Annotated in this window: 27 protein-coding genes and 1 tRNA gene; 11 read left to right on the plus strand and 17 right to left on the minus strand. The window is 69.0% G+C overall.

From position 1 onward, the window contains the following. Window positions 1–81: 81 nt before the first annotated feature. Window positions 82–987 (plus strand): DMT family transporter, encoded by a 906-nt coding sequence (locus tag BLW44_RS05925; RefSeq protein WP_060926611.1) that lies wholly within the window; start codon window positions 82–84, stop codon window positions 985–987. A gap of 1 nt (window position 988) precedes the next feature. Here the strand turns inward: BLW44_RS05925 and BLW44_RS05930 are convergent, their stop codons facing one another. Both BLW44_RS05930 and msrB read right to left on the minus strand, forming a co-directional pair. Next, window positions 989–1603 (minus strand): nitroreductase family protein, encoded by a 615-nt coding sequence (locus BLW44_RS05930; RefSeq protein ID WP_060926612.1) that lies wholly within the window; start codon window positions 1601–1603, stop codon window positions 989–991. Beyond that, complete coding sequence (gene msrB / locus BLW44_RS05935) at window positions 1600–2004, minus strand: peptide-methionine (R)-S-oxide reductase MsrB (RefSeq protein ID WP_060926613.1); 405 nt, start codon at window positions 2002–2004, stop codon at window positions 1600–1602. Before msrB ends, BLW44_RS05930 begins: the two co-directional genes overlap by 4 nt. Before the next feature lie 70 nt (window positions 2005–2074). On the opposite strand from msrB, the gene BLW44_RS05940 reads away from it, so the two are divergent. From BLW44_RS05940 to groL, 4 genes are all read left to right on the plus strand, one after another. Then, window positions 2075–3067, plus strand: coding sequence for a DUF2332 domain-containing protein (locus BLW44_RS05940; protein ID WP_060926614.1), 993 nt, complete (start codon window positions 2075–2077; stop codon window positions 3065–3067). A gap of 9 nt (window positions 3068–3076) precedes the next feature. Beyond that, complete coding sequence (locus BLW44_RS05945; RefSeq protein WP_060926615.1) at window positions 3077–3334, plus strand: DUF3263 domain-containing protein; 258 nt, start codon at window positions 3077–3079, stop codon at window positions 3332–3334. A gap of 68 nt (window positions 3335–3402) precedes the next feature. Continuing rightward, on the plus strand, window positions 3403–3969 hold the full coding sequence (locus BLW44_RS05950; RefSeq protein WP_245647386.1) for a LytR C-terminal domain-containing protein: 567 nt from the start codon (window positions 3403–3405) through the stop codon (window positions 3967–3969). 122 nt (window positions 3970–4091) lie between these two features. After that, entirely contained in the window at window positions 4092–5711 is a 1620-nt protein-coding gene (groL, locus tag BLW44_RS05955) for a chaperonin GroEL (RefSeq protein ID WP_060926617.1), read from the plus strand. Between the two features lie 114 nt (window positions 5712–5825). On the opposite strand, the gene BLW44_RS05960 is transcribed toward groL, so the two are convergent. The 6 genes from BLW44_RS05960 to BLW44_RS05985 all read right to left on the minus strand — a co-directional run bounded on the left by BLW44_RS05960 (window position 5826) and on the right by BLW44_RS05985 (window position 12429). Next, window positions 5826–6113, minus strand: coding sequence for a WXG100 family type VII secretion target (locus BLW44_RS05960; protein WP_060926618.1), 288 nt, complete (start codon window positions 6111–6113; stop codon window positions 5826–5828). 127 nt (window positions 6114–6240) lie between these two features. Further along, the gene (locus tag BLW44_RS05965; protein WP_074731637.1) at window positions 6241–7935 is read right to left on the minus strand and encodes a sensor histidine kinase; all 1695 of its coding nucleotides are present in this window, start codon (window positions 7933–7935) and stop codon (window positions 6241–6243) included. 55 nt (window positions 7936–7990) lie between these two features. Next, window positions 7991–8677 carry a response regulator transcription factor gene (locus BLW44_RS05970; RefSeq protein WP_042539813.1) on the minus strand — a complete coding sequence of 229 codons (687 nt, stop codon included), beginning with the start codon at window positions 8675–8677 and terminating at the stop codon, window positions 7991–7993. A gap of 101 nt (window positions 8678–8778) precedes the next feature. After that, a complete protein-coding gene (locus tag BLW44_RS05975; protein WP_060926619.1) occupies window positions 8779–10419 on the minus strand; it encodes a DNA repair helicase XPB in 1641 nt (546 codons plus the stop codon). Window positions 10420–10430: 11 nt separating this feature from the next. Continuing rightward, complete coding sequence (locus BLW44_RS05980; protein WP_060926620.1) at window positions 10431–12143, minus strand: helicase-associated domain-containing protein; 1713 nt, start codon at window positions 12141–12143, stop codon at window positions 10431–10433. A 10-nt stretch (window positions 12144–12153) separates the two neighbouring features. Further along, entirely contained in the window at window positions 12154–12429 is a 276-nt protein-coding gene (locus tag BLW44_RS05985; RefSeq protein WP_060926621.1) for a hypothetical protein, read from the minus strand. A 139-nt stretch (window positions 12430–12568) separates the two neighbouring features. On the opposite strand from BLW44_RS05985, the gene BLW44_RS05990 reads away from it, so the two are divergent. Both BLW44_RS05990 and BLW44_RS05995 read left to right on the plus strand, forming a co-directional pair. Continuing rightward, complete coding sequence (locus BLW44_RS05990; RefSeq protein ID WP_060926622.1) at window positions 12569–12949, plus strand: cold-shock protein; 381 nt, start codon at window positions 12569–12571, stop codon at window positions 12947–12949. Further along, a complete protein-coding gene (locus tag BLW44_RS05995) occupies window positions 12933–13625 on the plus strand; it encodes a DUF3027 domain-containing protein (RefSeq protein ID WP_060926623.1) in 693 nt (230 codons plus the stop codon). Before BLW44_RS05990 ends, BLW44_RS05995 begins: the two co-directional genes overlap by 17 nt. A gap of 98 nt (window positions 13626–13723) precedes the next feature. On the opposite strand, the gene serC is transcribed toward BLW44_RS05995, so the two are convergent. Further along, entirely contained in the window at window positions 13724–14833 is a 1110-nt protein-coding gene (gene serC, locus BLW44_RS06000) for a phosphoserine transaminase (protein WP_060926624.1), read from the minus strand. 99 nt (window positions 14834–14932) lie between these two features. Here serC and BLW44_RS06005 point away from each other — a divergent pair, with 99 nt between their 5' ends. The 4 genes from BLW44_RS06005 to BLW44_RS06020 all read left to right on the plus strand — a co-directional run bounded on the left by BLW44_RS06005 (window position 14933) and on the right by BLW44_RS06020 (window position 17751). Continuing rightward, window positions 14933–15634, plus strand: coding sequence for an iron-dependent transcriptional repressor DtxR (locus tag BLW44_RS06005; RefSeq protein WP_060926625.1), 702 nt, complete (start codon window positions 14933–14935; stop codon window positions 15632–15634). 264 nt (window positions 15635–15898) lie between these two features. Beyond that, complete coding sequence (locus BLW44_RS06010) at window positions 15899–16717, plus strand: M23 family metallopeptidase (RefSeq protein ID WP_082724511.1); 819 nt, start codon at window positions 15899–15901, stop codon at window positions 16715–16717. A 421-nt stretch (window positions 16718–17138) separates the two neighbouring features. Then, window positions 17139–17636 carry an HNH endonuclease gene (locus BLW44_RS06015; protein WP_060926651.1) on the plus strand — a complete coding sequence of 166 codons (498 nt, stop codon included), beginning with the start codon at window positions 17139–17141 and terminating at the stop codon, window positions 17634–17636. A 41-nt stretch (window positions 17637–17677) separates the two neighbouring features. Further along, window positions 17678–17751, plus strand: a tRNA-Arg gene (locus tag BLW44_RS06020). A 5-nt stretch (window positions 17752–17756) separates the two neighbouring features. On the opposite strand, the gene BLW44_RS06025 is transcribed toward BLW44_RS06020, so the two are convergent. The 8 genes from BLW44_RS06025 to idi are packed head-to-tail and all read right to left on the minus strand — an operon-like array spanning window position 17757 to window position 25658. Beyond that, a complete protein-coding gene (locus BLW44_RS06025; RefSeq protein WP_060926626.1) occupies window positions 17757–19943 on the minus strand; it encodes an MMPL family transporter in 2187 nt (728 codons plus the stop codon). Window positions 19944–19985: 42 nt separating this feature from the next. Next, window positions 19986–20873: a prenyltransferase gene (locus tag BLW44_RS06030; protein ID WP_060926627.1), complete on the minus strand. Its 888-nt coding sequence runs from the start codon at window positions 20871–20873 to the stop codon at window positions 19986–19988. Next, complete coding sequence (locus BLW44_RS06035; protein WP_060926628.1) at window positions 20870–21214, minus strand: lycopene cyclase domain-containing protein; 345 nt, start codon at window positions 21212–21214, stop codon at window positions 20870–20872. Before BLW44_RS06035 ends, BLW44_RS06030 begins: the two co-directional genes overlap by 4 nt. Continuing rightward, the gene (locus tag BLW44_RS06040; protein WP_060926629.1) at window positions 21211–21555 is read right to left on the minus strand and encodes a lycopene cyclase domain-containing protein; all 345 of its coding nucleotides are present in this window, start codon (window positions 21553–21555) and stop codon (window positions 21211–21213) included. Before BLW44_RS06040 ends, BLW44_RS06035 begins: the two co-directional genes overlap by 4 nt. After that, window positions 21555–23156 carry a phytoene desaturase family protein gene (gene crtI, locus BLW44_RS06045; RefSeq protein WP_060926630.1) on the minus strand — a complete coding sequence of 534 codons (1602 nt, stop codon included), beginning with the start codon at window positions 23154–23156 and terminating at the stop codon, window positions 21555–21557. The genes BLW44_RS06040 and crtI overlap by 1 nt, the downstream gene beginning before the upstream one ends. Continuing rightward, a complete protein-coding gene (locus BLW44_RS06050) occupies window positions 23153–24058 on the minus strand; it encodes a phytoene/squalene synthase family protein (protein WP_060926631.1) in 906 nt (301 codons plus the stop codon). The genes crtI and BLW44_RS06050 overlap by 4 nt, the downstream gene beginning before the upstream one ends. After that, window positions 24055–25185, minus strand: coding sequence for a polyprenyl synthetase family protein (locus BLW44_RS06055; RefSeq protein WP_139305243.1), 1131 nt, complete (start codon window positions 25183–25185; stop codon window positions 24055–24057). Before BLW44_RS06055 ends, BLW44_RS06050 begins: the two co-directional genes overlap by 4 nt. After that, complete coding sequence (idi, locus tag BLW44_RS06060; RefSeq protein ID WP_060926632.1) at window positions 25137–25658, minus strand: isopentenyl-diphosphate Delta-isomerase; 522 nt, start codon at window positions 25656–25658, stop codon at window positions 25137–25139. Before idi ends, BLW44_RS06055 begins: the two co-directional genes overlap by 49 nt. Window positions 25659–25674: the final 16 nt, after the last annotated feature.

The following is a 25674-nucleotide window of genomic DNA, read 5'->3' on the forward strand; positions in this document are numbered from 1 at the left end:
CCGACATCCGCGCGGGCCGGGCGCCTCGACCGGCTCGGCTAGGGTCGATGGGTGACCCCGACGCGCAGACTCTCCCCGCCGGTGGCGCTCGGAGGAGCGGTCGCGATCGGCGTCATGACGGCCGTCCAGGCGCGCATCAACGGCGTGCTCGGGGTCCGGGTCGACAACGGCATCGTCGCCGGACTCATCTCCTTCGCCGTCGGGCTCCTCGCGCTCGCCGCGGTGATCGCCTGCATCCCCTCCGCCCGCCGTGGTGTCGTGCGCCTGGCAGGCGGGATCCGACAGCGAACGATCCCGTTCTGGATGCTGTTGGGCGGCGCCTGCGGAGCCCTCACCGTCTCGACCCAGGGCATCACCGCCGGAGTGCTGGGCGTCTCGCTGTTCACGGTCGGAGTCGTCGCGGGGCAGACGCTGCACGGCCTCGTGCTCGACCGCATCGGCTTCGGGCCCGCCGGGGTCGTGGCCGTCACTCCAGGACGCGTCCTGGGCGGCGCCCTCGCGCTCGCCGCCGTGGGCATCTCCCTGAGCGGCGACGTCCTGGCCACCGCGCCGCTGTGGATGCTGCTGCTGCCGTTCGCGGCGGGAGTCGGCATCGCCTGGCAGGCTGCCACGAACGGGCGACTGGCGCAGCGAGTGCAGTCGCCGATCGCTGCGACCTTCATGAGCTTCATCGCCGGCACGATCGCGCTGCTCGTCGCGGCGGGCATCAGCGTCGCCCTGCGCGGAATGCCTGCGCAGCCGCCTGCCGAGCCGTGGCTGTACGTCGGCGGTCTGCTCGGGGCGGCCTACATCCTGCTCGGCGCGTTCATCGTTGCCCACACCGGGGTCCTGCTGATGGGACTCGGGTCGGTGCTGGGTCAGCTCACGGCATCCGTCGTCATCGACCTGGTCTGGCCGGCCGCGGCGGGGCCCCAGCTGTGGCAGCTGCTCGGGATGGTGGTCGTCGCCGTGGCCTCGGTCATCGTCGCCCTCCCTCGGCGCCGCTGACCTACTTCTTCTTCTGCTTGTCCTGCTTGTCCTTCTTCTTCGGCTTCGGGGCCTTCTGCGCCTTCTCCGGATTCGGCTGCGGCGTCGGCATCCGCTGGAGGAACGCGCCGGCGTCGATGGTCTTGCGTCGACCGGGACCCCTGCCGGCAGGCTTCCCGCCGACGTACAGCCACCCGAGCAGCTCCTCGTCCTTGCCGAGACCGTGCGCCGTGGCGACCGCCTTCGCCCGGGTGTAGCGCCCGGTACGCCACAGCACGCCCCATCCGGCCTCATCGAGCAGCAGGCTCAGCGTGTGGGCGACGCCGGAGGCGACGGCCTCCTGCTCCCAGCGCGGCACCTTGTCGCTCTTCCGGTAGCTGGCGACCACGGCGATCAGCAGGGGCGCGCGCAGCGGCTTCGAGGAGGGCGACCGGTCGCCCTCGGCCTTCGCGATCGCCGCCCCCAGCACCTCACGGTCCTCGTCGCGCAGCTCGATGAGACGCCAGGGGCGCAGCGACGAGTGGTCCGCGACTCGACCCGCCGCCTCGACGAGCGCGAGCAGCTCGTCGCGCGAGGGGGCGTCGCCGGTGACCTTCGACCAGGACTGTCGTGCTCTAACGGCGTCGAGCGCGCTCACGACTCTTCGGGGGTGAAGTTCAAGGCGAGGGAGTTCATGCAGTAGCGGTCGCCGGTGGGCGTGCCGAAGCCGTCAGGGAAGACGTGGCCCAGGTGCGAGCCGCAGTTCGCGCAGCGCACCTCGGTGCGCACCATGCCGAGGGTGGTGTCCTCGATCAGCTCCACGGCGTCGGGGCGCACCGACTCGTAGAAGCTCGGCCAGCCGCATCCGGAGTCGAACTTCGTGCCGCTCTGGAACAGCTCCGCACCGCATGCCCCGCACGTGTAGAGGCCGGCGCGCTCCTCGTCGAGCAGCTCGCCGGTCCAAGCGCGCTCGGTCGCAGCCTGGCGCAGCACCGCGTACTGCTCCTCGCCGAGCTCGGCACGCCACTCTTCTTCTGTCTTGTCCACGCTGTACGACATCGGTCCTCCTGAGGGTCTGCCTCCATTCTCTCGCGTTCGCAGCGCGACGGCGCCACGAGAGAATGGACGGATGACGGATGCCGTGCAGCTGCGCTACGCCCGCTTCGCCGAGCAGGAGGCGCCGGGTCGCAGCGACCTGTACGCCGAATGGGCGGCGGGTATCGCCGACGATCCCGAGGTGCAGCGTATCCTCTCTCGCATCCCGGAGAACCGGAGGCAGCCCCCGCTGGTGTTCGCCGTGGCGCGGATGCTGGGCATGCCTCTGGAGGGATACCGGAGTCTGCGGTCCTTCGTCCTCGCGCACGCCGACGAGGTGGTCGCGGAGTGTACGGCTCGGCGTCTGCAGACGAACGAGCCGCTGCGCCTCGCCCCGCTGCTGCCCGTGCTGTCGGAGATCGACGGCCCGATCGCGCTGCTCGAGATCGGTGCGTCGGCTGGACTCTGCCTATATCCGGATCGCTATTCGTACCGCGTGATCGGTGCGGACGGAGCGGTGCGTCGTGAGCTGGATCCGACGGACGGGCCGTCGTCCGTCGTGCTGGAGAGTCGTGTCGAGGGGGAGCTGCCCGCCTGGCGGATGCCGGAGGTGGTGTGGCGTGCGGGCATCGACCTCGCCCCGCTCGATGCGGCGGACGAGCGGGATCGGCGCTGGCTGCAGGGGCTGGTCTGGCCGGGGGAGGAGGGGCGCGAGCAGCGCGTCACGGCAGCCCTCGACATCGCCGCAGCCGATCCTCCGCTCCTCGTCGCGGGCGACGCCGTGGACCACCTCGACGCGCTGGCGGCAGAGGCGCCCGAGCACGCGACTCTCGTGATCACGACCCCCGGGGTGCTCGTGCACATCCCCCGCGAAGCCCGCACGGCGCTGGTGCAGCGCATCCGAAGCCTCCCTGCCCGGTGGATCACGATCGACCCGCCCGCCGTGTTGGACGTGTGGGAGCCGCCGATCGACCAGACCGAATGGACGGGGTTCGCCGTGGCCCTCGACGGGCGCGTGCGGGCTTCGGCAGATCCTCTCGGCCGTTGGTGGGAGTGGCGCCACGGAGAGAGCCCCGCGCGGACCTAATCTGGTCCCATGCTGGGAGAGCTGACCGAGCGCGATCGCGCGATCCTCGCGCTGGAGACCGCCTGGCCGCGGCACGGCGGCGCGAAGGAGGAGGTCATCCGCGCGCAGCTCGGCATGAGCGCGGCGCGGTACTACCAGCTCCTCGGACGTCTGATCGACTCCGAGGCGGCGCTGCAGTACGATCCGATGCTGGTGCGGCGATTGCGTCGCATCCGGGATGCGCGATCCTTCCAGCGGGCCGCGCGCACGCCCGGATTCGTCGGCTGAGACGCCGCCCGCCACGCGCTGGGACGGCAGGGAGCGGATACCGAGGTCGGTGCCGTTAGCATCGAGGGGTGTCAAAGCCCACCCGAGATCGATTCGACGACGTCCCCCGATCGTCCGGACGCGTCGGAGCGCACCGCGCCGAAGCCCCGGGGATGAACGGATGGGTCGTCCTGCTCTGGTCGTTCGTGGCCGCGCTGATCCTCATCATCGGCGGGATCTTCGGAGCCCTCGTGGTCATGGAGCGCATCACGCTGTTCCCCGAAGCGGTGCCCAGTGCGACCCCGACGCCGGAGGAGACCGGCGTCGTCGACGTCACATACTCGGTGATGATCCTGAACGCCTCGCCGGACGCCGGGCTGGACGAGCAGATGCGCGACGATCTCATCAACAGCGGATGGGCGGCGGGCTCGGTGTTCGCCACCGACAGCGACAGCCAGGACTTCACCACCACCACTGTGTACTACATCGCTGACGAGGACGAGCTGGCCGCCATCGGCCTCGCCCGGCTCATCGGCGGAGCCGAGGTCGAGCAGAGCGACGCCTACGCGAGCCTGAACGACACTGGTGCCAAGCAGCTCACGGTCGTCATCGGCGTCGACCGCACGACGACGGCACCCGAGACGCCCGCGCCGTAGTCCGCCCCGCCGTCCCTCCGCGTGGCTTGCACTCGATGGGGTCGAGTGCCAGAATGGCGTTAGCACTCTCTCACTCTGAGTGCTAAACCCAACGTCTACGTCCAGGAGGGACGACAAAACTCATGGCAAAGATCATCGCTTTCGATGAGGAGGCCCGCCGCGGCCTCGAGCGCGGCCTCAACATCCTCGCCGACGCCGTCAAGGTGACGCTCGGCCCGCGCGGTCGCAACGTCGTGCTTGAGAAGAAGTGGGGCGCTCCCACGATCACGAACGACGGTGTGTCCATCGCCAAGGAGATCGAACTCGACGACCCGTACGAGAAGATCGGCGCGGAGCTCGTCAAGGAGGTCGCCAAGAAGACCGACGACGTCGCCGGCGACGGAACCACCACCGCCACCGTCCTCGCTCAGGCGCTCGTCCGCGAGGGCCTGCGCAACGTCGCAGCCGGCGCAGACCCGATCTCGCTCAAGCGCGGCATCGAGAAGGCCGTCGCCGCGATCACCGAGGAACTGCTCGCCAGCGCGAAGGAGATCGACTCCAAGGAGCAGATCGCCGCGACCGCATCGATCTCGGCCGCTGACCCGGCCATCGGCGAGCTCATCGCCGAGGCGATCGACAAGGTCGGCAAGGAAGGCGTCGTCACGGTCGAGGAGTCGCAGACCTTCGGCACCGAGCTCGAGCTCACCGAGGGCATGCGCTTCGACAAGGGCTACCTGAACCCCTACTTCGTCACGGACCCCGAGCGCCAGGAGGCAGTCTTCGAAGACGCCTACATCCTGATCGCGAACCAGAAGATCTCGAACATCAAGGACCTTCTGCCGATCGTCGACAAGGTGATCCAGGACGGCAAGGAGCTCGTCATCATCGCCGAGGACGTCGAGGGCGAGGCTCTCGCGACTCTCGTGCTCAACAAGCTCAAGGGCATCTTCAAGTCGGTCGCCGTCAAGGCTCCCGGCTTCGGCGACCGTCGCAAGGCGCAGCTGCAGGACATCGCGATCCTCACCGGTGGTCAGGTCATCACCGAAGAGGTCGGTCTGAAGCTCGAGAACGCCACGCTCGACCTGCTGGGTCGTGCGCGCAAGGTCATCGTCACCAAGGACGAGACCACGATCGTCGAGGGCGCCGGTGAGGCAGACCAGATCGAGGGTCGCGTCACGCAGATCCGTCGTGAGATCGAGAACACCGACAGCGACTACGACCGCGAGAAGCTGCAGGAGCGTCTCGCCAAGCTTGCAGGTGGCGTCGCCGTCATCAAGGCGGGCGCGGCGACCGAGGTCGAGCTCAAGGAGCGCAAGCACCGCATCGAGGACGCCGTCCGCAACGCGAAGGCAGCCGTCGAAGAGGGCATCGTCCCCGGCGGTGGCGTCGCGCTGATCCAGTCCGGTACGAAGGCGCTCGACTCGCTCTCCCTCACGGGTGACGAGGCGACCGGTGCGAACATCGTTCGCGTCGCGATCGAGGCTCCGCTCAAGCAGATCGCGCTCAACGCCGGTCTCGAGCCCGGAGTCGTTGCGAACAAGGTCGCCGAGCTCCCCTCGGGCCAGGGCCTGAACGCGGCATCCGGCGAGTACGTCGACATGTTCGCAGCGGGCATCATCGACCCGGCGAAGGTGACCCGCTCGGCACTGCAGAACGCAGCGTCGATCGCGGCCCTCTTCCTCACCACCGAGGTCGTCGTCGCCGACAAGCCCGAGAAGGCCGCCGCTCCCATGGGTGACCCGTCGGGTGGCATGGACTTCTGATCCATCTCCATTGACAGAAACGCCCCGACCTTCCGGTCGGGGCGTTTCTGCGTTCAGGATCGGTACTGCGCGGTGCAACGCGGTGCCGTACCGGGCTGCGCCGCCCGTGCCGACTCAGTGGAACAGGCTGGCCGAGAACTGGTCGGCGTCGGCGTACTGGGTCGCCGCGCTGCCCAGGGAATGGCCGATCGATTCGAGCACCTGCTCGACGTGCAGCTGCGCTCCTCGCCACTGATCGGCGCACGACTGGAACGCGGTCGAGGCGGTGCCGACCCACGACGACTGCAGCTGGGTGAGCTGCGACATGAGCGTCGCGGCGTCGGCATGCACTCGTTCCATGGTGGCCAGGGCTGCGGCTTGGGCCGCACCTACGGCTTCGGTGTCGACGGTGAAGACGGACATGGGAACTCCTCTCGGTTGGGGTTCCGACGATAGGAGTCGAACTCGCGCCGAGAGGGGTCGGGCGGCATCCGATCCCGCGCGATGTGCAGAACCCGCAACGGTGCCGCGCCGTGCAGGAGGGACCGCGTCAGAGGTCGAGCGGCTCCAGCGGCTGAGTGTCCTCGAGCAGGTGGGCGGGGGTCGCGCGGGAGGGTGCGAGCGGGAACGTCACGGTGAAGGTCGCCCCGCCGCCCGGGGTCTCGGAGACCGCCACGCTGCCGTGCAGCGCCTTCACGATCGACGACACGATCGCGAGCCCCAGGCCCGATCCGCCGGTCTCGCGGGCGCGGGAGGTGTCGGCGCGCCAGAACCGCTCGAAGATCTGCTCCCGGATCTGCGGAGGGATGCCTTCGCCGTGGTCGACGATCGAGATGCTGCCCGTGCCGCGCACGCGGTCGGCGTCCACGACGAGCTCGATCGGGCTCTCCTCCGGCGAGAAGCGACGTGCGTTGCCGAGCAGGTTCGTGACGACCTGACGAACCTTGTTCTCCTCGCCCAGGACGATCGGCGGGGTGCGCACGGGGATGTCCGCTGCCTCGGTGAAGTCGATGGCGGGGACATCTGCCGCGGAGGTGCGCGGGCGTCGGCGCAGGCGAGCGAGCGTCCCCCGGGAGAGCCCGCGGGGCGCCGGGGTCTGCGGAGCGGGGACGACCGGGTTCGACCGCGTGGTCACGTCGATCAACGGGGCCTCGACCGTGCGGTCGATGACGGTGACCGTGCGGGCGGGAGCGGCTGCGCGCAGATCGAGGGCGGCGTCGCGGGCGATGGGGCGGAGGTCGAGCGCCTCGATCTCCGGTTCACGCTCCTCGTCGAGACGGGCGAGCGCCAGAAGGTCCTCGACGAGCACGCCCATCCTGATCGCCTCCTTCTCGATACGCTCCATGGCGCGAGCGGTGTCCTCTTCGCCCTTGATGGCGCCCATGCGATACAGCTCGGCGTAGCCCCGCACGCTGACGAGCGGCGTGCGCAACTCGTGGCTCGCGTCGCCGATGAACCGGCGCATGTGCTGCACGGTGCGGTCGCGCTGCGCAAGCGACCCGTCGACCCGGTCGAGCATGGTGTTGATCGCGCTGTTGAGGCGGCCGACCTCCGTCGTCGGCTCGAGGTCCGTGAGGCGCTGGGTGAAGTCTCCGGCGGCGATCGACATGGCCGTGGACTCGACCTGTCCCAGCCGACGGAACGTCAGGGTGACCAGGCCTCGGGTGAGCAGAGCGGCGATCAGGATCGTGATCAGGGCGACCGTGATGTAGATGCCGAAGTACTGGCCGATGATCCGGTCCGCGTACTCCAGTGGCATCGCCACGATCTGGATCCGCAGCGAGCCGTCGCCCTCGCCGGGGACCCTGGCCACGGCCGCACGGAAGCTCGACCCCTTGGTGCCCTCCATCGTGAAGCGCTGATCCTCGTTGTTCTGCGCTTCCAGCAGCGAGTAGGTGGAGGGGAACAGAGGCGCGCCATTCGCCGAGCTGCCGGTGGTCGTCTGCAGCTCGCCTTCCGCGTCGTAGATCGCGACGAAGAAGTCGCGCGGCGAATCCGTGGGGGTGTAGATCGTCTTGCCGTCTTCGACCGTCACATCGAAGTACCGGTCGGCGAGGTCGGCCGAGACGAGCGCCGGCAGCTGGGAGTCGATGTTGTCGATCAGCGAGTTGCGGAGGATCGGCGCGGTGCCGATCCCTGCCGCCAGCAGGCCCAGCGCGAGCACGGCGACAGTGACGCCGGTCACCTTCGCGCGCAGGCTGATCGAGCGCCACCAGCGGGTGACCGCGTCAGGCTTGTGCGCCATGCGGTCCTCCCTGAGACGGATGCGGTGCGGCGTCAGTGACCGGCGGTGAGCCGGACTACTTGCCGACCTTGAGCATGTAGCCGAAGCCACGCTTGGTCTGGATGACCGACTCCTCGGTGTGGGGATCGATCTTGCGACGGAGGTACGAGATGTAGCTCTCGACGATGCCCGCATCGCCGTTGAAGTCGTACTCCCACACGTGGTCGAGGATCTGCGCCTTCGACAGCACCCGGTTGGGGTTGAGCATGAGGTAGCGCAGGAGCTTGAACTCGGTGGGGCTGAGCTCGATCGACTCCTTGCCGACGTGGACGTCGTGGGTGTCCTGGTCCATCGAGAGCTCGCCGGCGCGGATGATCGACTCCTCATCGGCCTGCATCGTGCGGCGCAGGATGGCCTGGGCGCGGGCCACGATCTCGTCGAGGCTGAACGGCTTGGTGACGTAGTCGTCTCCACCCGCGTTGAGGCCCTCGATCTTGTCGTCGGTGCCGTCCTTGGCGGTGAGGAACAGGATCGGCGCGGTGAATCCAGCGCCCCGCAGGCGCTTGGTCACGCTGAACCCGTTCATGTCGGGGAGCATGACATCGAGGATGATGAGGTCCGGCTCCTCCTCGAGGACTGCAGAGATCGTGGCGGCGCCGTTGGCGACGGTCTTCACCTGGAAGCCGGCGAAGCTGAGACCCGTGGAGAGCAGGTCGCGGATGTTGGGCTCGTCGTCGACGACCAGGATGCGCGCATCAGTCATGTCCCCATTATGGTGACTTCGGCCATGGGGATGCTGATTATCCGTCGGAGCGGCGCTTTCGCCCTCCGCGTAGCCGCCGCTGCGGCGCACCGTCTCGCCGCTCAGGCCGCGATCGCGTCGGCATCCATGATCGTGTAGCTGTACCCCTGCTCGGCGAGGAACCGCTGGCGATTCTGCGCGTAGTCCTGGTCGATCGTGTCGCGGGCGACCAGGGTGTAGAAGCTCGCCGTGCGTCCTGACTGCTTGGGACGCAGGAGCCTGCCCAGTCGCTGCGCCTCTTCCTGGCGGGATCCGAACGAGCCGGAGACCTGGATCGCGACGGATGCCTCGGGAAGGTCGATCGAGAAGTTCGCGACCTTCGAGACCACCAGCAGCGAGATCTCGCCCTCGCGGAAGGCGCGGTACAGCTCTTCGCGCTCGTCGACGGGCGTGGCACCGGTGATCTGCGGTGCGTTCAGCGACTGCGAGAGGGAGTCGAGCTGGTCGAGGTACTGCCCGATCACGAGGATCCGCTCGTCCTTGTGCTTCGCGATGAGCTCGCGCACGGCGTCGATCTTCGCCGGAGCGGATGCCGCGAGCCGGTACCGCTCGTCGTCGGTCGCCGCGGCGTACTCCAGCCGGTCGTCCGGCGGCAGGTCCACGCGCACCTCGTAGCATGCGGCGGGGGAGATGAATCCCTGCGCCTCGATCTGCTTCCACGGGGCGTCGAACCGCTTGGGGCCGATCAGGCTGAACACGTCGCCCTCCCGGCCGTCCTCGCGCACGAGGGTGGCGGTGAGGCCGATGCGTCGGCGGGCCTGCAGGTCGGCGGTGAGCTTGAAGACGGGGGCGGGCAGCAGATGCACCTCGTCATAGACGATGAGGCCCCAGTCGAGGGCGTCCAGCAGCGCGAGGTGCGCGTACTCGCCTTTCCGCTTCGCCGTGAGGATCTGGTAGGTCGCGATCGTGACCGGCTTGACCTCTTTGGCCTGGCCGGAGTACTCGCCGATCTCCTCCGGGGTGAGACTCGTGCGCTTGAGCAGCTCGTCGCGCCACTGGCGGGCCGAGACCGTATTGGTGACGAGGATCAGCGTCGTCGTCTTGGTCGCAGCCATCGCTCCCGCGCCGACGATCGTCTTCCCTGCGCCGCAGGGCAGCACGACGACGCCGGATCCGTCCTTCGAGAAAGCGTCGACGGCATCCTGCTGGTACGGACGGATCTGCCAGCCGTCCTCGGCGAGCTCGATCTCGTGCGGGGTTCCCGGCGTATAGCCGGCGAGGTCCTCGGCAGGCCAGCCGATCTTCAGCAGCTCCTGCTTGATCTGCCCGCGGGCCCAGGCGTCGACGACGAACGTGTCGGGAGCGGGATGGCCGATCAGCAGGGGCTGGATGCGCTTGTTGTTGGCGACCTGGGCGAGCACGGCGGGATCGCTCGACCGCAGGATGAGGGTGCCTTCATCGTCGCGCTCGATCACGAGGCGTCCATAGCGGTTCACGGTCTCACGCAGGTCGACGGCGACTGACGGTGGCACCGGGAAGCGCGACCAGCGGTCGAGGGTCTCGAGCATGTCCTCGGCGGTATGCCCGGCAGCGCGAGCGTTCCACAGTCCGAGACGGGTGATCCGGTAGGTGTGGATGTGCTCAGGGGCGCGCTCGAGCTCGGCGAAGATCGCCAGCTCGTGGCGGGCGCTCTCGGCATCCGAATGGGCGACTTCGAGCAGCACGGTGCGATCGCTCTGGACGATCAGGGGGCCATCAGACATAGCTGTCCAGTTTACTGCGGGATGACGGATGCGGCGCGGATGCTCGATACCGGCAGCGTGCGCTCGACGTCGGCCGCACGGTCGCGGCCACGCAGGCGGCCGCCGCCGAGACCCGTCGCCTCGAGGATCAGCTCCCTGGTGGATCCGTCCGGCATGCCCACGGTGACGCGTAGCACGGCTTTGGCCCGCACTGCAGCCTCGAGCTCGCGATCGAGCCAGGCGGCGTCGGCGTCCGGTCCCTGATGCGAGCGCAGCGCGGCGATGAGCGGGCCATGGTCGACTGCGGCGGGCACGGAGGTCGTCGTGATCGGGTTCCGTTCGCCGGTGAGCGGGGTGCCGTCGTGGTCGACGAGCGTCGCGGGGTACCGCGCATCCGTCAGTGCCCAGTACACGGTGTCGCGTCCGACCCGCGTCGAGAGGGACTCGACATGCTTCGCCAGTGCGAGCGACCGGAGGCCCTGGTCGACGGCCATCGCCTCGATCAGATTCTGATCGGTGCTCTCGATGCGGGTGCGGCCGGTCTCGGCATCCGTCGACACCCTGACCAGCCCGTGACGCTGCGCGGTCTGGGACACCAGGTAGCGCAGGGGCTGAGGGATGCCGGTGAGAGAGAGGTCTTCGAGGAACTCGAGGATCGATTCCTCGGTCTCGCCGACGACCAGGCCGTGTGCGATCGACTCGGGGGTGAACCGGTAGGACGACGCCTGGGCGGCCGATTCCCGTGTGGCGATCGTGCGCAGGCGCACGTCGAGGGCGGGAGCGAGCGGCCCCGGCGCGATCGCGCTGAGGTCGTTCTGGAGGAAGATGCGGTCGACCTCGGCCGGCAGCAGGGAGGTGAGCGCGGTCGCATCCGCCTCGGCACCGCGACGCAGCGGTGCCGCCCACGCCGGCTCCCTGCCGTCATCCGCGATGAGGCCGAGCAGACGGGCGCGTTCGAGGAGAGCCGCGCTCCGCTCGGGCCAGGCGGCGTCCCAGGGATGCGCCTGAGGCCAGGCGGTCGTGGCGACCCATCCGCCGTTCTCCATGCGGATGCCACGAGGAAGCGCATCACGGAAGCCGGCGACGAGCACACTCCATCGATCGCCCACGGGGGAGCGCAACCAGGCCTCGGTGTGGTCCGTGGCGCCCAGTCGACGGTCGATCGGAGCGGCGAGGTCGGCGTCGAGGGCGATGGTCACGAGGGCGTCGATGGACTCTGCCGGGATGCCGGCCTCGGCCAGCATCCGCTTCTCGCCCGCGCTGACGGTGCCGCCGGTCAGGAGCGCGAACGGCCGCTCACGGGCGAGCAGGAGGAGGTCGGCGAGAGCCGCGACGGTCGTGAACGCACGCTCGGCGGCGTGTGCGGCGTCGGCCTCGTGCGCAGGTTCCGGTTCGGCCGCCCGCAGAGGCTCCGGTGCGTCGCGCTCGGCCACGGCAGTCTGCACCGGAGGGAACGGTGTGCCGTCAGGGCGGAGCAGCGCGAGTCGGGTGAGCGCCTCGCGCTCGGACGATTCCTTCGCGGGGGCGGTGCCGGACGCCGCGGCATGAAGTGCGGTGGCCTCGGAATGCGTGAGCATCGGCAGGATGCGCGCGATCGACGCCGGGTCGAGCAGAGCCTCGGCAGCATCGAAGAAGTCCTGCCACCCGGCATCCGGTCGTACTCGACGGGCCGCGAAGAGCGTGGCGAGGTCGGCATCGCTCGCCTCCGACAGCCATTCGGCCAGCGGGCGGGCGTGCGTGCTCATGACGTGTGCCTCAGGGTCGCGATGCCGCGCGACCCTTTCGGATGAAGCTCATGACGAGCAGCACGATGATCATCAGGAAGGCGACGGGAAGGCCCCAGTACGGGATCGCGGCGACCAGAGGCCAGGCGCCTCCGCCGAAGTCCTTCTGCTCCATGCCGACGGCGGTGCCGATGATGATCGCGAAGAAGCAGAGGATGGATGCCGCGGCGAGCCCGAGCGCCGAGAACGCGAGGATGCGATCCACCCGGCGAACGGGAATCTCGGGCTCAGGGCTCTTGGTGCTCATCCCTCTCAGCCTAGTCGCTGCGCGCAGCCTCGGTTCCGCACCGTGACCTTCGGATTCCTTGTCCGGCGACCGGTAGGCTGGACATGGCCGCACACGTGCGTCCGATCCCGTTCCACACCGACTCAGCGAGGTTTCTCCCATGCCCACCGGCAAGGTCAGGTTCTACGACGAAGACAAGGGTTTCGGCTTCATCGCCTCCGATGACGGCCAGGACGTCTTCCTGCACGCTTCCGCCATGCCCGCGGGCACGGCGGTGAAGGCGGGTGCGCGCGTGGAGTTCGGCGTGGCCGACGGCAAGCGCGGACTGCAGGCGCTGTCGGTTCGGGTGCTCGAAGCCCCGCCCAGCCTTGCGAAGGCCAAGCGCAAGCCCGCAGACGACATGGCGATCATCGTCGAAGACCTCGTCAAGCTCCTCGACGGCATGGGCGGCGACCTGCGTCGCGGCCGCTATCCGTCGTCCGCCCATGGCCGCAAGATCGCGGCCGTCCTGCGCAAGGTAGCCGATGACCTCGAAGCCTGATGCCGACCAGCGCCTGATCGAGGCGCACGATCTCGCCCTCGCCGCGCTGCACGAGATCACTCCGGCGAGCACCGTGGGGCCCGCTGCGGGTTACCTCCGCGAGGACGACGGATCCGTCTCGCTGCGCTTCGAGAACCGGCTTCCCGGGTACCCGGGCTGGTACTGGACCGTCACCGTGGATCGGGTCGATGACGAGGACCCGACGGTGCTCGAGGTCGAACTGCTGCCCGGCGACGGCGCGCTGCTCGCGCCGGAGTGGGTGCCGTGGGCCGAGCGTCTCGCCGAGTATCGCGCGCATCAGGTCGAGCTCGCCGAGCAGGCGGCGGCCGCTGCGGCGGACGTGGCGGAGGTATCCGAGGACGACGATCTCGACGCCGATGACGACCTCGACGACGTCGACGACGACGAGCTCGAGGATGACGACCTCGACGACGACGATGATGACGACGACGATGATGACGACGACGACCTCGACGATGACGAGCTCGCTGCTGAGCCGCGCGAGCTGCATGCCGGCGACCTCGACGGCGTCGACATCGATGAGCTCGACGACTCGGTCGCCGACGACGCGGATGACGAGTCGGACGATGATGAGTCGGACGATGACGAGTCCGACGACGACGACGACGAGTCGGACGAGGACGACGACGCCGACGAGTCGGACGACGAGGAATAGGCCTCCGCGAGCACGACGGCGCGCCGACCTCCTCGACGGCCGACGCGTCTGCGCGCGAGCGCGGCTCCCGTCAGCGCCCGAGGGCGGGGGTGCTCGGGTCAGACGCCCTGTTCGAGCACGTAGTCGAGTGACCGCGTGAGCTGGCGCACGTCGTCCGGATCGATCGAGACGAACGTCGCGACGCGCAGCTGGTTGCGGCCGAGCTTGCGATAGGGCTCGGTGTCGACGATGCCGTTCGCTCGGAGCGTCTTCGCGATGGCTGCGGCGTCGATGCTCTCGTCGAAGTCGATCGTGACGACGACGGGCGAGCGGTGTGCGGCGTCCACGACGAACGGAGTGGCGACGGCGGACGCGGCGGCCCAGTCGTAGAGGACCCCCGAAGACTCGGCGGTGCGCGCTCCGGCCCACGCGAGTCCGCCGTTCGAGAGGATCCAGCGCAGCTGGCTGTCGAGCAGGTGCAGGGTCGTCAGCGCAGGGGTGTTGAGGGTCTGGTTGAGGCGCGAGTTGTCGACCGCGTTCTTGAGGCTCAGGAACTCGGGGATGTACCGGTCCGATGCCGCGATGCGCTCGATGCGATCGACCGCTGCGGGGGAGACGGCGGCGAACCAGAGGCCGCCGTCGGAGCCGAGGTTCTTCTGCGGGGCGAAGTAGTAGACGTCAGCCTGCGCCGCGTCGAAGTCGATGCCTCCGGCCGCGCTCGTCGCGTCGATGACGGTCAGGGCGCCGTCGACCGCCACCCGCTCGATGGGAGCGGCCACGCCCGTGGACGTCTCGTTGTGCGGCCACGCATAGACGTCGACGCCCTCGACGATCTCGGATGCTCCGCGTGAACCGGGCTCGGCCTTGCGGACGTCCGGGGCCTCGAGCCAAGGCGCTGCTGCCGCAGCGGCGAACTTGCCGCCGAACTCGCCGAACACCAGGTTCTGGCTGCGGCGCTCGATGAGGCCGAACGCGGCGGCATCCCAGAACGCGGTGGAGCCGCCGTTGCCGACGATGATCTCGTAGCCTTCGGGCAGGCGGAAGAGCGCAGCGAGCTGCTCGCGGACGCTGCCGACGAGGTTCTTGACCGGCGCCTGACGGTGCGAGGTGCCCAGCAGCGTCGGTGCGTCGGCGAGCAGCGCGTCGAGCTGTTCGGTGCGCACCTTCGAGGGGCCGCACCCGAAGCGGCCGTCAGCGGGCAGGAGGTTGCGGGGGATCTCGATCGCCATGCGTCGATTCTAGGGCGTGCGGCCCCGCGGCCCCTGCCCTGTGACGCCCCGATGTCCCCGCGGGAATGTAGGCTTGCCTAAGAAGACCCGGAGGCCCACATGACGGACTTGATCGACACCACGGAGATGTACCTCCGCACCATCCTCGAGCTCGAGGAGGAGAACATCGTGCCGCTGCGTGCGCGCATCTCCGAGCGCCTCGGTCACTCGGGTCCGACGGTCTCGCAGACGGTGGGTCGGATGGAGCGCGACGGGCTGGTCGTGGTGTCGGAGGACCGCACTCTCGAGCTGACGGATGCCGGTCGCAGCAAGGCCGTCAACGTCATGCGCAAGCACCGCCTCGCCGAGCGTCTGCTGTCCGACGTGATCGGCCTCGACTGGGCGTTCGTGCACGAAGAGGCCTGCCGCTGGGAGCACGTCATGAGCGAGCAGGTCGAGCGCCGCCTCGTCGAACTGCTCGGCCACCCGACGGAGTCGCCGTACGGCAACCCCATCCCCGGTCTCGACCAGCTCGGCGATGCCCCGGCGCGCACGTTCGACGAAGGCGTCATCGGACTGGTGCAGAAGCTGAACGCCGCCGGTGCCCCGATCGACGGCACCGTGCGTCGTCTGGCCGAGCCTGCGCAGGTCGACCCCGAGCTGCTCGAGCAGCTCCGCGATGCGGGTGTCGTGCCCGGCGCGAAGGGCGACTACCGCTTCAACGAGGGCTACGTCCTGATCCAGATGGAGGGCAAGGAAGACGGACTCGAGCTTCCGGTCGAGCTCGCCTCGCACATCTTCCTCGTCGGCGAACCCGCCTGATCGCCGCTGCCAGAGGCCGTCGAGCCGCGGAATTCCGCCTCTCCGAGGATTGCCAGGTTCGCAGGGTGACAGGACCGTTATCTTCCGGTAACCTCGGACGAGTCGTCGAAGAAGCCCGCTGACGACACCCGAGAGGATCCGCCTTCCAGGCTCGTCGACCTCCCGGTCAGACCGCACAACGTACCCGAGCTACATACGTGCCACGAGAGCAGAGTGCCGACGAGCCAGCGCTACCCGAGCGTGCAGGCGCAGGAGGACTAAGTTTTGGCCACAGACATCGAGAAGCCCGCGAAGACAACTGAAGATCGAGCAGTCGCCCGCACCTCCCGTGCGCGGGTCGACGCACGCAAGGTCGTCAAGCCGCTGCGTTCGATCGCCATCTTCGGGGCCGTCGGTGCCCTCGTCGCCGCCGTCGCTCTGCCCGCCTACGCCGCCTCCAAGCCGGCCGAGTCGGCCACCACCGTGCAGCAGATGGCCGCCGTCGACGCCCAGTCGCTCGTCGTCGCCTCCGACGCCGCGGCCGCGCCGCTCAACCGCGGCACGTTCACCGCGACCACGCCGGACGAGATCGAGAAGAAGAAGGCCGAAGAGGCTGCCGCCGCCCGTGCCAAGGCCGCTGCCTCCTCGACCACCGCGACCGCATCCAGCAACTTCGACATCGGCAGCTACGCTCTCGTGTCTCCCGGGTCCGGCGAGGTCCGCTATCCGCTGCCGCAGGGCTCCTACAACGTCAGCCGCACGGTCGGCGGAGCCCACCAGGGTGCCGACATGCTGGCCCCGGCCGGCACGCCGATCTACGCCGCCGCCGCCGGAGTCGTCCGCGCGTCCGCTGAGAACATCGGCGGCTACGGCGTCTGCGTCATGCTCGACAGCGTCGTGGGCGGTCAGCGCGTGCAGACCACATACGGTCACATGATCTACGGTTCGCGACAGGTCCAGGCCGGCGAGACGGTCGCCGCGGGCCAGCTGATCGGCTTCGTCGGCAGCACCGGTCGCTCGACCGCGAACCACCTGCACTTCGAGGTCTGGGTCAACGGCGGCCTGATGGAGCCCATCGCCTGGCTCGGTGCCAACGCGGGCTGATCGCTCGGTGCCAACGCGGGCTGATCGCTCGGTGCCAACGCGGGCTGATCGCTCGATGCGCGACGCGGGCTGATCGCTCGGTGCCAACGCGGGCTGATCGCTCGCCCCTTGGGCCTCGCGGACACGCCTTCGGGCGTTCACCCGCAGTTTGACCCCGCTGCGTGCCTGATGGGTTAGCCTGAACCCGTCGTCGTACAGACGGGAGAAGCAGATGGAGCGAATATCGAGCATCCGAACCATGGATGCCCTCGGTCGTCATGTCCTTCTGCATCGTCCGCAGGGAGTGCACGGTTCTGCCGTGTGCATGAGGCGCTGTCTGTAGACAGCGCCTTTTTTCGTCCCTGCGAGCGCTTCTGCTCTGCGCGGCGTCGTGTGAGTCGAGAGTGCCGGGAAGCCGTCCTGGCGGATCGAGAGGATGACGATGCGCACACTGGTACTGAACGCAGGATACGAACCGCTCGCGATCGTGTCGTTCAAGAGAGCCCTGGTCCTGGTCATGAACGACAAGGCGACCGTGATCGAGCGCATCGAGGACGACCCCGTCTGGGGCAGCCACGGCGTCTACGATCGGCCGGCCGTCATCGTCCTCTCCCGCTACGTGCGCATCCCCTCGAGCCGACGTGTCCCGGTGACCCGGCGCGGCGTGCTGCGTCGCGACAACCATCGCTGCGGGTACTGCGGCAAGGCGGCGTCGACCATCGATCATGTGATGCCACGCTCGCGCGGCGGCGCGGACTCGTGGGAGAACCTGGTCGCATGCTGCCTGCGCTGCAACAACACCAAAAGCGATCGCACGCCCCAGGAGATGCGGTGGGAGCTGCGGTTCTCGCCTCGCCCGCCGCACGGCACCGCCTGGACGGTACGTGGTACCGAGCGCAGCGATCCGCGCTGGGAGCCTTACCTCGCCCTCGCCGCCTGAGCAGGAGGAGGGGGCGCGGGGTCCTCTAGAATGGAACCCGCGCCCCCGTAGCTCAGCAGGATAGAGCAGCCCTCTCCTAAAGGGCAGGTCGCTGGTTCGAATCCAGTCGAGGGCACCCCATCAGTCGCGACCGCTGCGCCACAGCTTCGACGGCCACCAGATCACGCGGCCGAGATCGTAGGCGAGCGCCGGCACGAGCAGCGACCGCACGACGAACGTGTCGAGCAGGACTCCGAAGGCGACGATGAACGCCAGCTGCGCCAGGAACAAGATCGGGATGACCGACAGCGCCGCGAACGTCGCCGCCAGGACGAGACCGGCCGAGGTGATCACGCCGCCGGTGATGGAGAGTCCGCGCAGCACACCCTCCCTCGTGCCGTGCTCGAGGGATTCCTCACGGACCCTGGTCATCAGGAAGATGTTGTAGTCGATGCCTAGCGCCACGAGGAAGACGAATCCGTAGAGCGGGACGGCCGGATCAGCGCCGGGGAAGTCGAAGACGCCGTTGAACACGAGCGCCGAGACGCCCATCGCGGTGCCGAACGACAGCACGGTGGTGAGGATCAGCAGTACCGGCGCGAGTATCGAGCGCAGCAGCATCATCAGGATCAGCATGATGACGACGAGGACCACGGGGATGATCAGGTTGCGATCATGGATCGACGCGTCGTTCGTGTCGATCGCGGTCGCGGTGACACCGCCGACCACGGCATCGACCTCGTCGAGCTGCGTGCGCAGGTCACGGACCGTCGCAGCTGCGGCGTCGGAGTCGGCGGCATCCGTCAGGGTCCCCTGAAGCAGCACCTCGCCGTCGACCACGGTGGGCTCCGGCGCCGGGGTCCCCGGGGGACCCACTGCGGTGATCCCATCCCCGGTGACGGGCGCCGATCCGCTCGGCGACTCCGATGCGGTGACCGAGACGCCGTCGATCCCGTCGTCGGCGAGGAGCGCGTCGGCCGCGTCCTGCATCCGGTCCTCCGCGACGACGACGTAGACCGGGCTTCCCGAGCCGCCGGGGAAGTGCTCGCCCAGCGCCACCTGTCCGTCGCGTGCCTCGGAGGCGCCGAGCACGAGATCGGACTGGGGAACGCCGACGGCGTTGAGCTGCAGGACTCCGGCCGCGCCGGCGAGCAGCACGAGTGTGGTGACGATCCAGATGACGCGCGGCCGCTTGGTGATGAGGCCGGCCAGACGGGCCCACAGCCCCGTCGTGCGCATCCCGTGCTCCTCGGCGACGACGGCGGGCTCGAACTTCGGACGTCGCGGCCAGAACACCGCGCGACCGAAGAGCAGCAGCAGGGCCGGCAGCAGGGTGAGGGCCGCGAGCATTGCGAAGACGATGCCGATCGCGGCGACCGGGCCCAGCGTGCTGTTCGACTTGAGGTCGCTGAGCAGCAGACACAGCAGTCCGGCGATCACGGTGCCGCCGGAGGCGACGATCGGCTCGAACGAGCCCTTCCACGCGGCGAGCACGGCTGTGCCCTTGTCCTGGACGACACGGAGCTCCTCGCGGAATCGAGCCACGAACAGCAGTGCGTAGTCGGTGGCCGCTCCGATCACAAGGATGAACAGGATGCCCTGGGTCTGCCCGCTGAGCAGCAGCACCTCGAACTTCGCCAGCCACCACACCACGAGCAGGGCCACGCACAGTGCGAACAGGCTTGTGGACAGGACGACGAGCGGCAGGAGGAATGAGCGGTACACGAGCACGAGGATCACCAGGACGGCGAGCAGGGCCACGCCCAGGAGCAGCCCGTCGATGCCGGCGAAACCGGCGACGAGGTCGGCGCTGAATCCTGCGGGACCGGTGATATAGACCGTCACGCCGTCGGGGGCGGCGTCGCGCAGCTGAGTGCCGAGAGCCTCGATGGCGTCGGCGAGTTCGGCGTCTCCCTCGATCGGGATGAACGCCTGCACGGCCTGACCGTCCTCGGAGGCGAGGGCAGGGGAGACGTCGGGGCTCACGCCCTCCACATCGGGGGAGTCGGCGACGGCATCCGTGATCGTCTGGAGATCGGATTCGGACAGCTCGTCGTCGGCCACGAAGACGGCGATCGCCGGGATCGCATCGCTGTCGTTGAACTCCCCGAGGAGCTTCTGCACCTGGGTCGCATCGGCCGACTCCGGCAGGTAGCTGGTCTGATCGTTCGACGACACCTCGTCGACCTTGCCGAAGAGCGGACCGCCGAGTCCCGCGCCGACCAGCCAGACGAGGATCAGCGCCACCGGGATGAGGACGCGGACCCAGGAGTGTCGACGCGTCCGCTCGCGGGTCGGCGGGATAGGCGCGTGCTCAGGGCTGGACATCGGGTTCCTCTCGGGGACTGACGGGTCGGGTGACGCGGATGCTCAGGAGATCCAGGCGACGATGAGGATCATCGTCGCGAGGAATCCGGCGAAGTAGTTGAGCGCGATGAAGCGCCGCCAGGCGCGATTCGTGCCGGGGGACGTCTCGTCGGTGACGTTCCACCAGGGGGCGGCGTTCACGATGTAGGGGATGGCCAGTGCCGCACCGAGAGGGCCCGGCCAGCTGGTGAACAGCATGGCGATGCCCGCGAGGGTCCAGAGGCCGATCGACAGCCGGACGGTGGCGCGCGCTCCGATGACGGTGGCGATCGACCCGATGCCGCCCTCCCGGTCCGGCGCGATGTCCTGCACGGCGCCGAAGGCGTGGGCGGCCATGCCCCAGAGGAAGAACGCGACCAGCACGACGACCGCGGTGACGGTCAGCTCGGTCTCTGCCAGCGCGAGGCCGACGATCGCCGGGGTCACGAAGTGCAGACTCGACGTGGTCGAGTCGAGGAAGGGGCGCTCCTTGAAGCGCAGGCCGGGGGCCGAGTACGCGATCACGGCGAACACGCTCACACCGAGCCAGATCCAGGATGCGGGATTCCCGACGATCACGAGGTAGATCAGGAACGGGACATTCGTGATCGCGGCAGCCCACAGCGTCGCCCGGTGGATACGTGGGGACAGCAGCGCCCCCTCGATCCCGCCCTTGCGGGGGTTCGCGAGGTCGGACGCGTAGTCGAAGACGTCGTTGATGCCGTACATCGCGAGGTTGTACGGGATGAGGAAGTACAGGGTTCCGATGATGAGCGTCGGATCGATCTCGCGGGTGGCCAGCAGGTATGCGGCGGCGAACGGGAAAGCGGTGTTGATCCAGCTGATCGGCCGTGACGACAGCACGATCTGAGCGAGATCCCGCCCGAGCGTTCCGCGGGTGGGCGCCGTCATGACGCGCCTCCGTCAGGGGCGGCGCTCTCGCGGTCGCGGCCACGGAGGCGGCCTCGCAGAGCGGCCCACAGCGCGGGCAGCAGGATGGCACCGGCGAGCGGGTAGGCGAAGTCCTCCAGGGGCGCGAGGCCGATGTGCACACCGAGCAGGTGGTCGGGGGAGTAGTGGAAGAGGCCTGTCGCGATCATGATCGTGTCGAAGACCGCGGTCAGGAGGAACAGCGCGACGATCGTCACGACCATGGCCGTGAGGTGGGGGCGATGGCGGGAGACGAGCGAGAGCACGATCGCGGCGACCGCGGCGGCGCCGACGAACCAGGCGGAGAGCTCGATGTACGTCACGGGCGCACCTCCGCCGAGGAACGTCGACGGAGACGGGACAGCAGGCGCACCGCACCCGTGTAGACGACCATGGTGCAGACGACCAGGAACAGCAGGAACACCGGCTCCTCGATCGGGAGCTCCGGGGCCAGCACGATCCCGGTCGCGACCGCAGCCTCGCCACGGAAGAAGATCCCGCCCATGATCCCGGCGATGTCCCAGACCAGGAAGAATGCGAGGCCGACGAGAGTGACGACGGTCGCCGTCACTGCGTCGCGCCAGAAGAACAGACGGAACCGCCGGTCGAGGAGCAGCATGCAGCCGAGAGTCGCGAGCAGGAGCCCCAGGTATACGAAACCCATCACGCCGCCCCGCTCGTCGTCGGCGTCTTCGCGGGGGCGTCGAGCGGTCCGCTCGAGTGGTCGCCTCGGATCCGCTTCAGCACGATCTCGGCGCTGATCAGGCACATCGGCACACCGACGCCGGGCGCGGTGGTGGCACCGGCGTAGTACAGGCCGGACACTCGACGCGACTGGTTCTGCGCCCGGAACATCGCGCTCTGCGACAGGATATGGGCGGGGCCCAGCATCCCGCCGCGCCACGAGTTGTAGTCGTGGAGGAAGTCGGCAGGTCCCTTCGTTTCGCGCACCACGATACGCTCCCGCAGATCGTGGATGCCTGCCCAGCTCGCGATCTGGTCGATGGCGGCATCGGCGGCGCGCTCGATCGTCGGGGATCCGGCTCCGTCGGAGCCACCGGCGCCGAGCGACGTGTCGGCCGGGATCGGCACGAGCACGAACAGGTTCTCGTGTCCCTCCGGCGCCACGGTGGCGTCGGTCGCGCTCGGTCGGCAGACGTAGATCGACGCGGGTGAGGGGATGCGGGGCGAGGCTCCGAAGATGTCATCGAAGTTCGCGTCCCAGTCCTCGGTGAAGAACAGCGAGTGATGGGGCAGCTCGGGGAGGGAGCCACGCACGCCCAGCATGACGAGCACGGCGCCGGGCCCGCTCGTGCGTCGCTGCCACCAGGACTCGGGGTAGGTGCGCAGATCGGCCGGCAGCAGAGCCGTCTCGGTGTGATGCAGATCGGCGCCGGAGACGACGATGTCCGCATCCTCCGAATGGTCGACACCCTGCGGATCCCGCCACTGGATGCCGGTCGCTGTCGCGGTGCCCGAGATCGTGCTCGTACGGATCGTGGTGACGTCGGCGCCCGTGACGATCGTGACTCCCGCCTCCTGAGCGATCGCGGCGATGCGCTCGACGACCCGCCAGAACCCACCCTGCGGGTAGCTGACGCCCTCGTCCAGATCGAGCGCGCTCATCAGGTGGTACATCGCCGGCGCGGTGCGCGGGTCGGTGCCGAGGAAGACGGCTGGATACCCGAGGAGCTGGCGAATCACGGGATCACGGAACCGACGGGCGGCGAACGACTGCAGTCGCGTGCCCAGCAACGTGAAGAGCCGGGGGAGCGCCCGCAGGACCTCGGGCGTCATCAGCGTGCGCAGGCGCGTGAACGGGTTGTAGAGGAAGTAGCGCTCGGCCATCACCCGTGCGTCGTGCGCGGAGTCGAGGTAGGTGTCCAGGGCCGCCGCCGCGCCGGGCTCCCGCGACTCGAACAGCTGCGACACCGCGGCGCGCCCGGTGGGCACCGTCACGGAGGGAGAGGAGCCGCCCTCAGCGCCAGGGGCCTGGAAGACGCGGTAGCCGGGGTTCAGGAGCGTGAGGTCGAGCTGCTCCTCGGTCGAGGTTCCCATCATCGCGAAGAAGTGGTCGAACACCTCGGGCATCAGGTACCACGAGGGGCCGGAGTCGAAGCGGAAGCCGTCGCGCTCGATCGTGCCCGCGCGTCCTCCCACCCTGTCGTTCTTCTCGTACACGGTCACGTCATGTCCGTCGCGCGCGAGGAGCCCGGCGACGGCGAGGCCTGCGACGCCGGCGCCGATGACCGCCACGCGACTCATCGGTCCCGCTCCAGGGATGTGACCAGCACCGCGCGAGCTGCCAGGAGAGCTTTCACCGGGTCGGGCACGCGGACACGACGCTGATAGAGGGACGCGGCCGGCGTCTTCGCGACCCGTCTCGTGAGTGCGCCGAACAGTGCGTGAGCACTGCGCACGGCTGCTCTGGCGTCCTTGGGCAGCAGGGGGATCGATCGGGCCGCGTCGTCGAGCTGCACCGTGATGGTGCGCACCCACTCATCGCGGTCGGCATCCGTGAGCCGATCAGCACCGCCGAGGTAGCCGCGCTGCAGGCGGTCAGTGTCGTCGGCGAGATCGCGCAGGAAGTTCACGTTCTGGAAGGCGGCTCCCAGCTGCCTGGCGCCGCGGGTCAGGATCTCCTGTTCTCGGGCGGTGCGCTGCTCGTCCCTGAGGAAGACCCGCAGGCACATGAGGCCCACCACCTCGGCGGATCCGTAGACGTAGCGCTCGTGCGCAGCGGCGTCGTACGCGGTGAAGTCCGTCGACGTCGCGAGGTCGGCGCTCATCGAATCGAAGAACGGCTGCGTGAGGTCTTCGCCGATTCCGCACTCCCTGGCGGTGCGGGCGAACGCGTGCAGCACGAGGTCCGTGCTGTAGCCCGCCTGCATCGCCTGGTGCGTCGCTGCCACGTAGGACGTGAGCGCCGCTTCCTGTGCCGAGGTGTCGAGGCCCGCCTGTGCGGCGACGCCGTCGACGATCTCGTCGGCGATGCGCACCATGGCGTAGATGTTGCGGATGTGCTGGCGGTGCCGCTCGCCGAGCAGACGCGTGGCGAGCCCGAACGAGGTGGAGTAGGTGCGGATGACCTCGGTCGAGGCGGTGTCGGCGGCGCGACTGAACCGACCGAGACTCTCCTCCGGGGTGTCCGAGGGGGTCGGGGTCATGCCTGACGTCCTTCCAGGCGGGACGCGGAGACGAGGATCGAGCGCGCCGCGTCCGAGGTGATCTCGCCCGCGAGCTCGGCCTCCGCCAGCAGTGCATAGACGGCATCGAGCTGGTCGCCGATGAGGCCGACGACGAACCGTTCGGCCCCGCATTCGCGGAGCAGATCCCGAATGCCCTCGGCGTCCGCGAGGTTGAGGTCGGGCGCGCCGAAACGCGGATCGATCCGAGTCCAGGCACTGGTCGAGCGCGCGAACGCGATGATCGCCGTCTCCTTGCCCTCTCGCAGATCCGAGTAGGCGTCCTTGCCGTGGCTGCGATGATCTCCGAAGACGCACAGCAGGTCGTCCTGCAGCTGGTAGGCGAGACCGAGGTGCCGGCCGACGGTCTGGAGCGTCTCCTCGGCCGATCGGGACGACCCCGCGAGCAGTGCAGCCGCACGCAGCGGGAGCGAGAACGAGTAGGTCGCGGTCTTGTACACGCTCATGCTCAGCACCGTCTCGACGTCGGACGGGATGATCCCGTGGCTGAGAGCCACGTCGGTGTGTTCGCCGGCGACCGTCTCGAGGATCGTCTGCTCGACCAGTTCGAGCAGACGCAGACGGGTCTCGTGAGGCACGTCGGCCCTGGCGAAGCCCATGACCGCGGCCGACAGGATGAGATCGCCCATGAGGATGGCGCTCGATCGCGCCCAGTGCAGCGAGTCCTGCGCGGAGATGCCGGGGGTCCCTGCCGCCAGCGCGCCGATCAGGTTGGGGCGCTGGCGCCTGGTGAGGTCTCCGTCGATCACATCGTCGTGAAGGAGGAAGGCGTAGTGCAGGAGCTCGATCTGGGTGGCGATGTCGACCGCGGCGGTGATCGGGCCGTCACCGGCATCCGGATCGAGCGCATGGTGGACGTCGAGCAGCAGTCGCGGACGCACCAGTTTGCCGCCCAGCGCGTGATCGGCGCCGGCGCGCCAGAGGGCGGCGAACTCGGGGCCGTACGCCTCGGCGGTCGTGCAGTGCAGCGCGAACCGCTCGCGGAGCACCTCTTCGACGCGAGTGTTCAGGTCCTGACGGAGCGCGGTCTGCGTCACGATCAGACCACCCCGAGCTCCCGCAGCTGCGGAAGCTGCTCGACGAGCCATGGGCTGAAGGCGAAGGGGGCGCCGGTCACGGAATCGGCGAACTCGCTCGGATCGGCCCATGCCCATTCGGCGACCTCGTCAGGATCGGGCGAGAGGGGCCCTGCGGCTCTGGCGACGTGGACGGGGCAGATCTCGTTCTCGACGATGCCGCTCGCGTCCACAGCGCGGTACCGGTAGTCGGGAAGGACGAGGGTCACATCGGTGACCTCCAGTCCGAGTTCGTACTGTGCCCGGCGGTGCACCGCCTCGATCATGTCCTCGCCGGGGCGAGGGTGGCCGCAGAAGCTGTTCGTCCAGACCCCCGGCCAGGTGCGCTTGGACAGTGCGCGGCGGGTCACCAGGAGGCGACCGTCCTGATCGAGCACATGGCAGGAGAACGCCAGGTGCAGGGGGGTGTCGGTCGTGTGCACGGCCTCTTTCGAGCGCACCCCGATCGCGACTCCGTCCGGAGAAAGGAGGGTGACCTCATCCATCGCGGGAACCTCCTTG

It is taken from the genome of Microbacterium hydrocarbonoxydans (assembly GCF_900105205.1).
Classification (GTDB): Bacteria; Actinomycetota; Actinomycetes; order Actinomycetales; family Microbacteriaceae; genus Microbacterium; species Microbacterium hydrocarbonoxydans.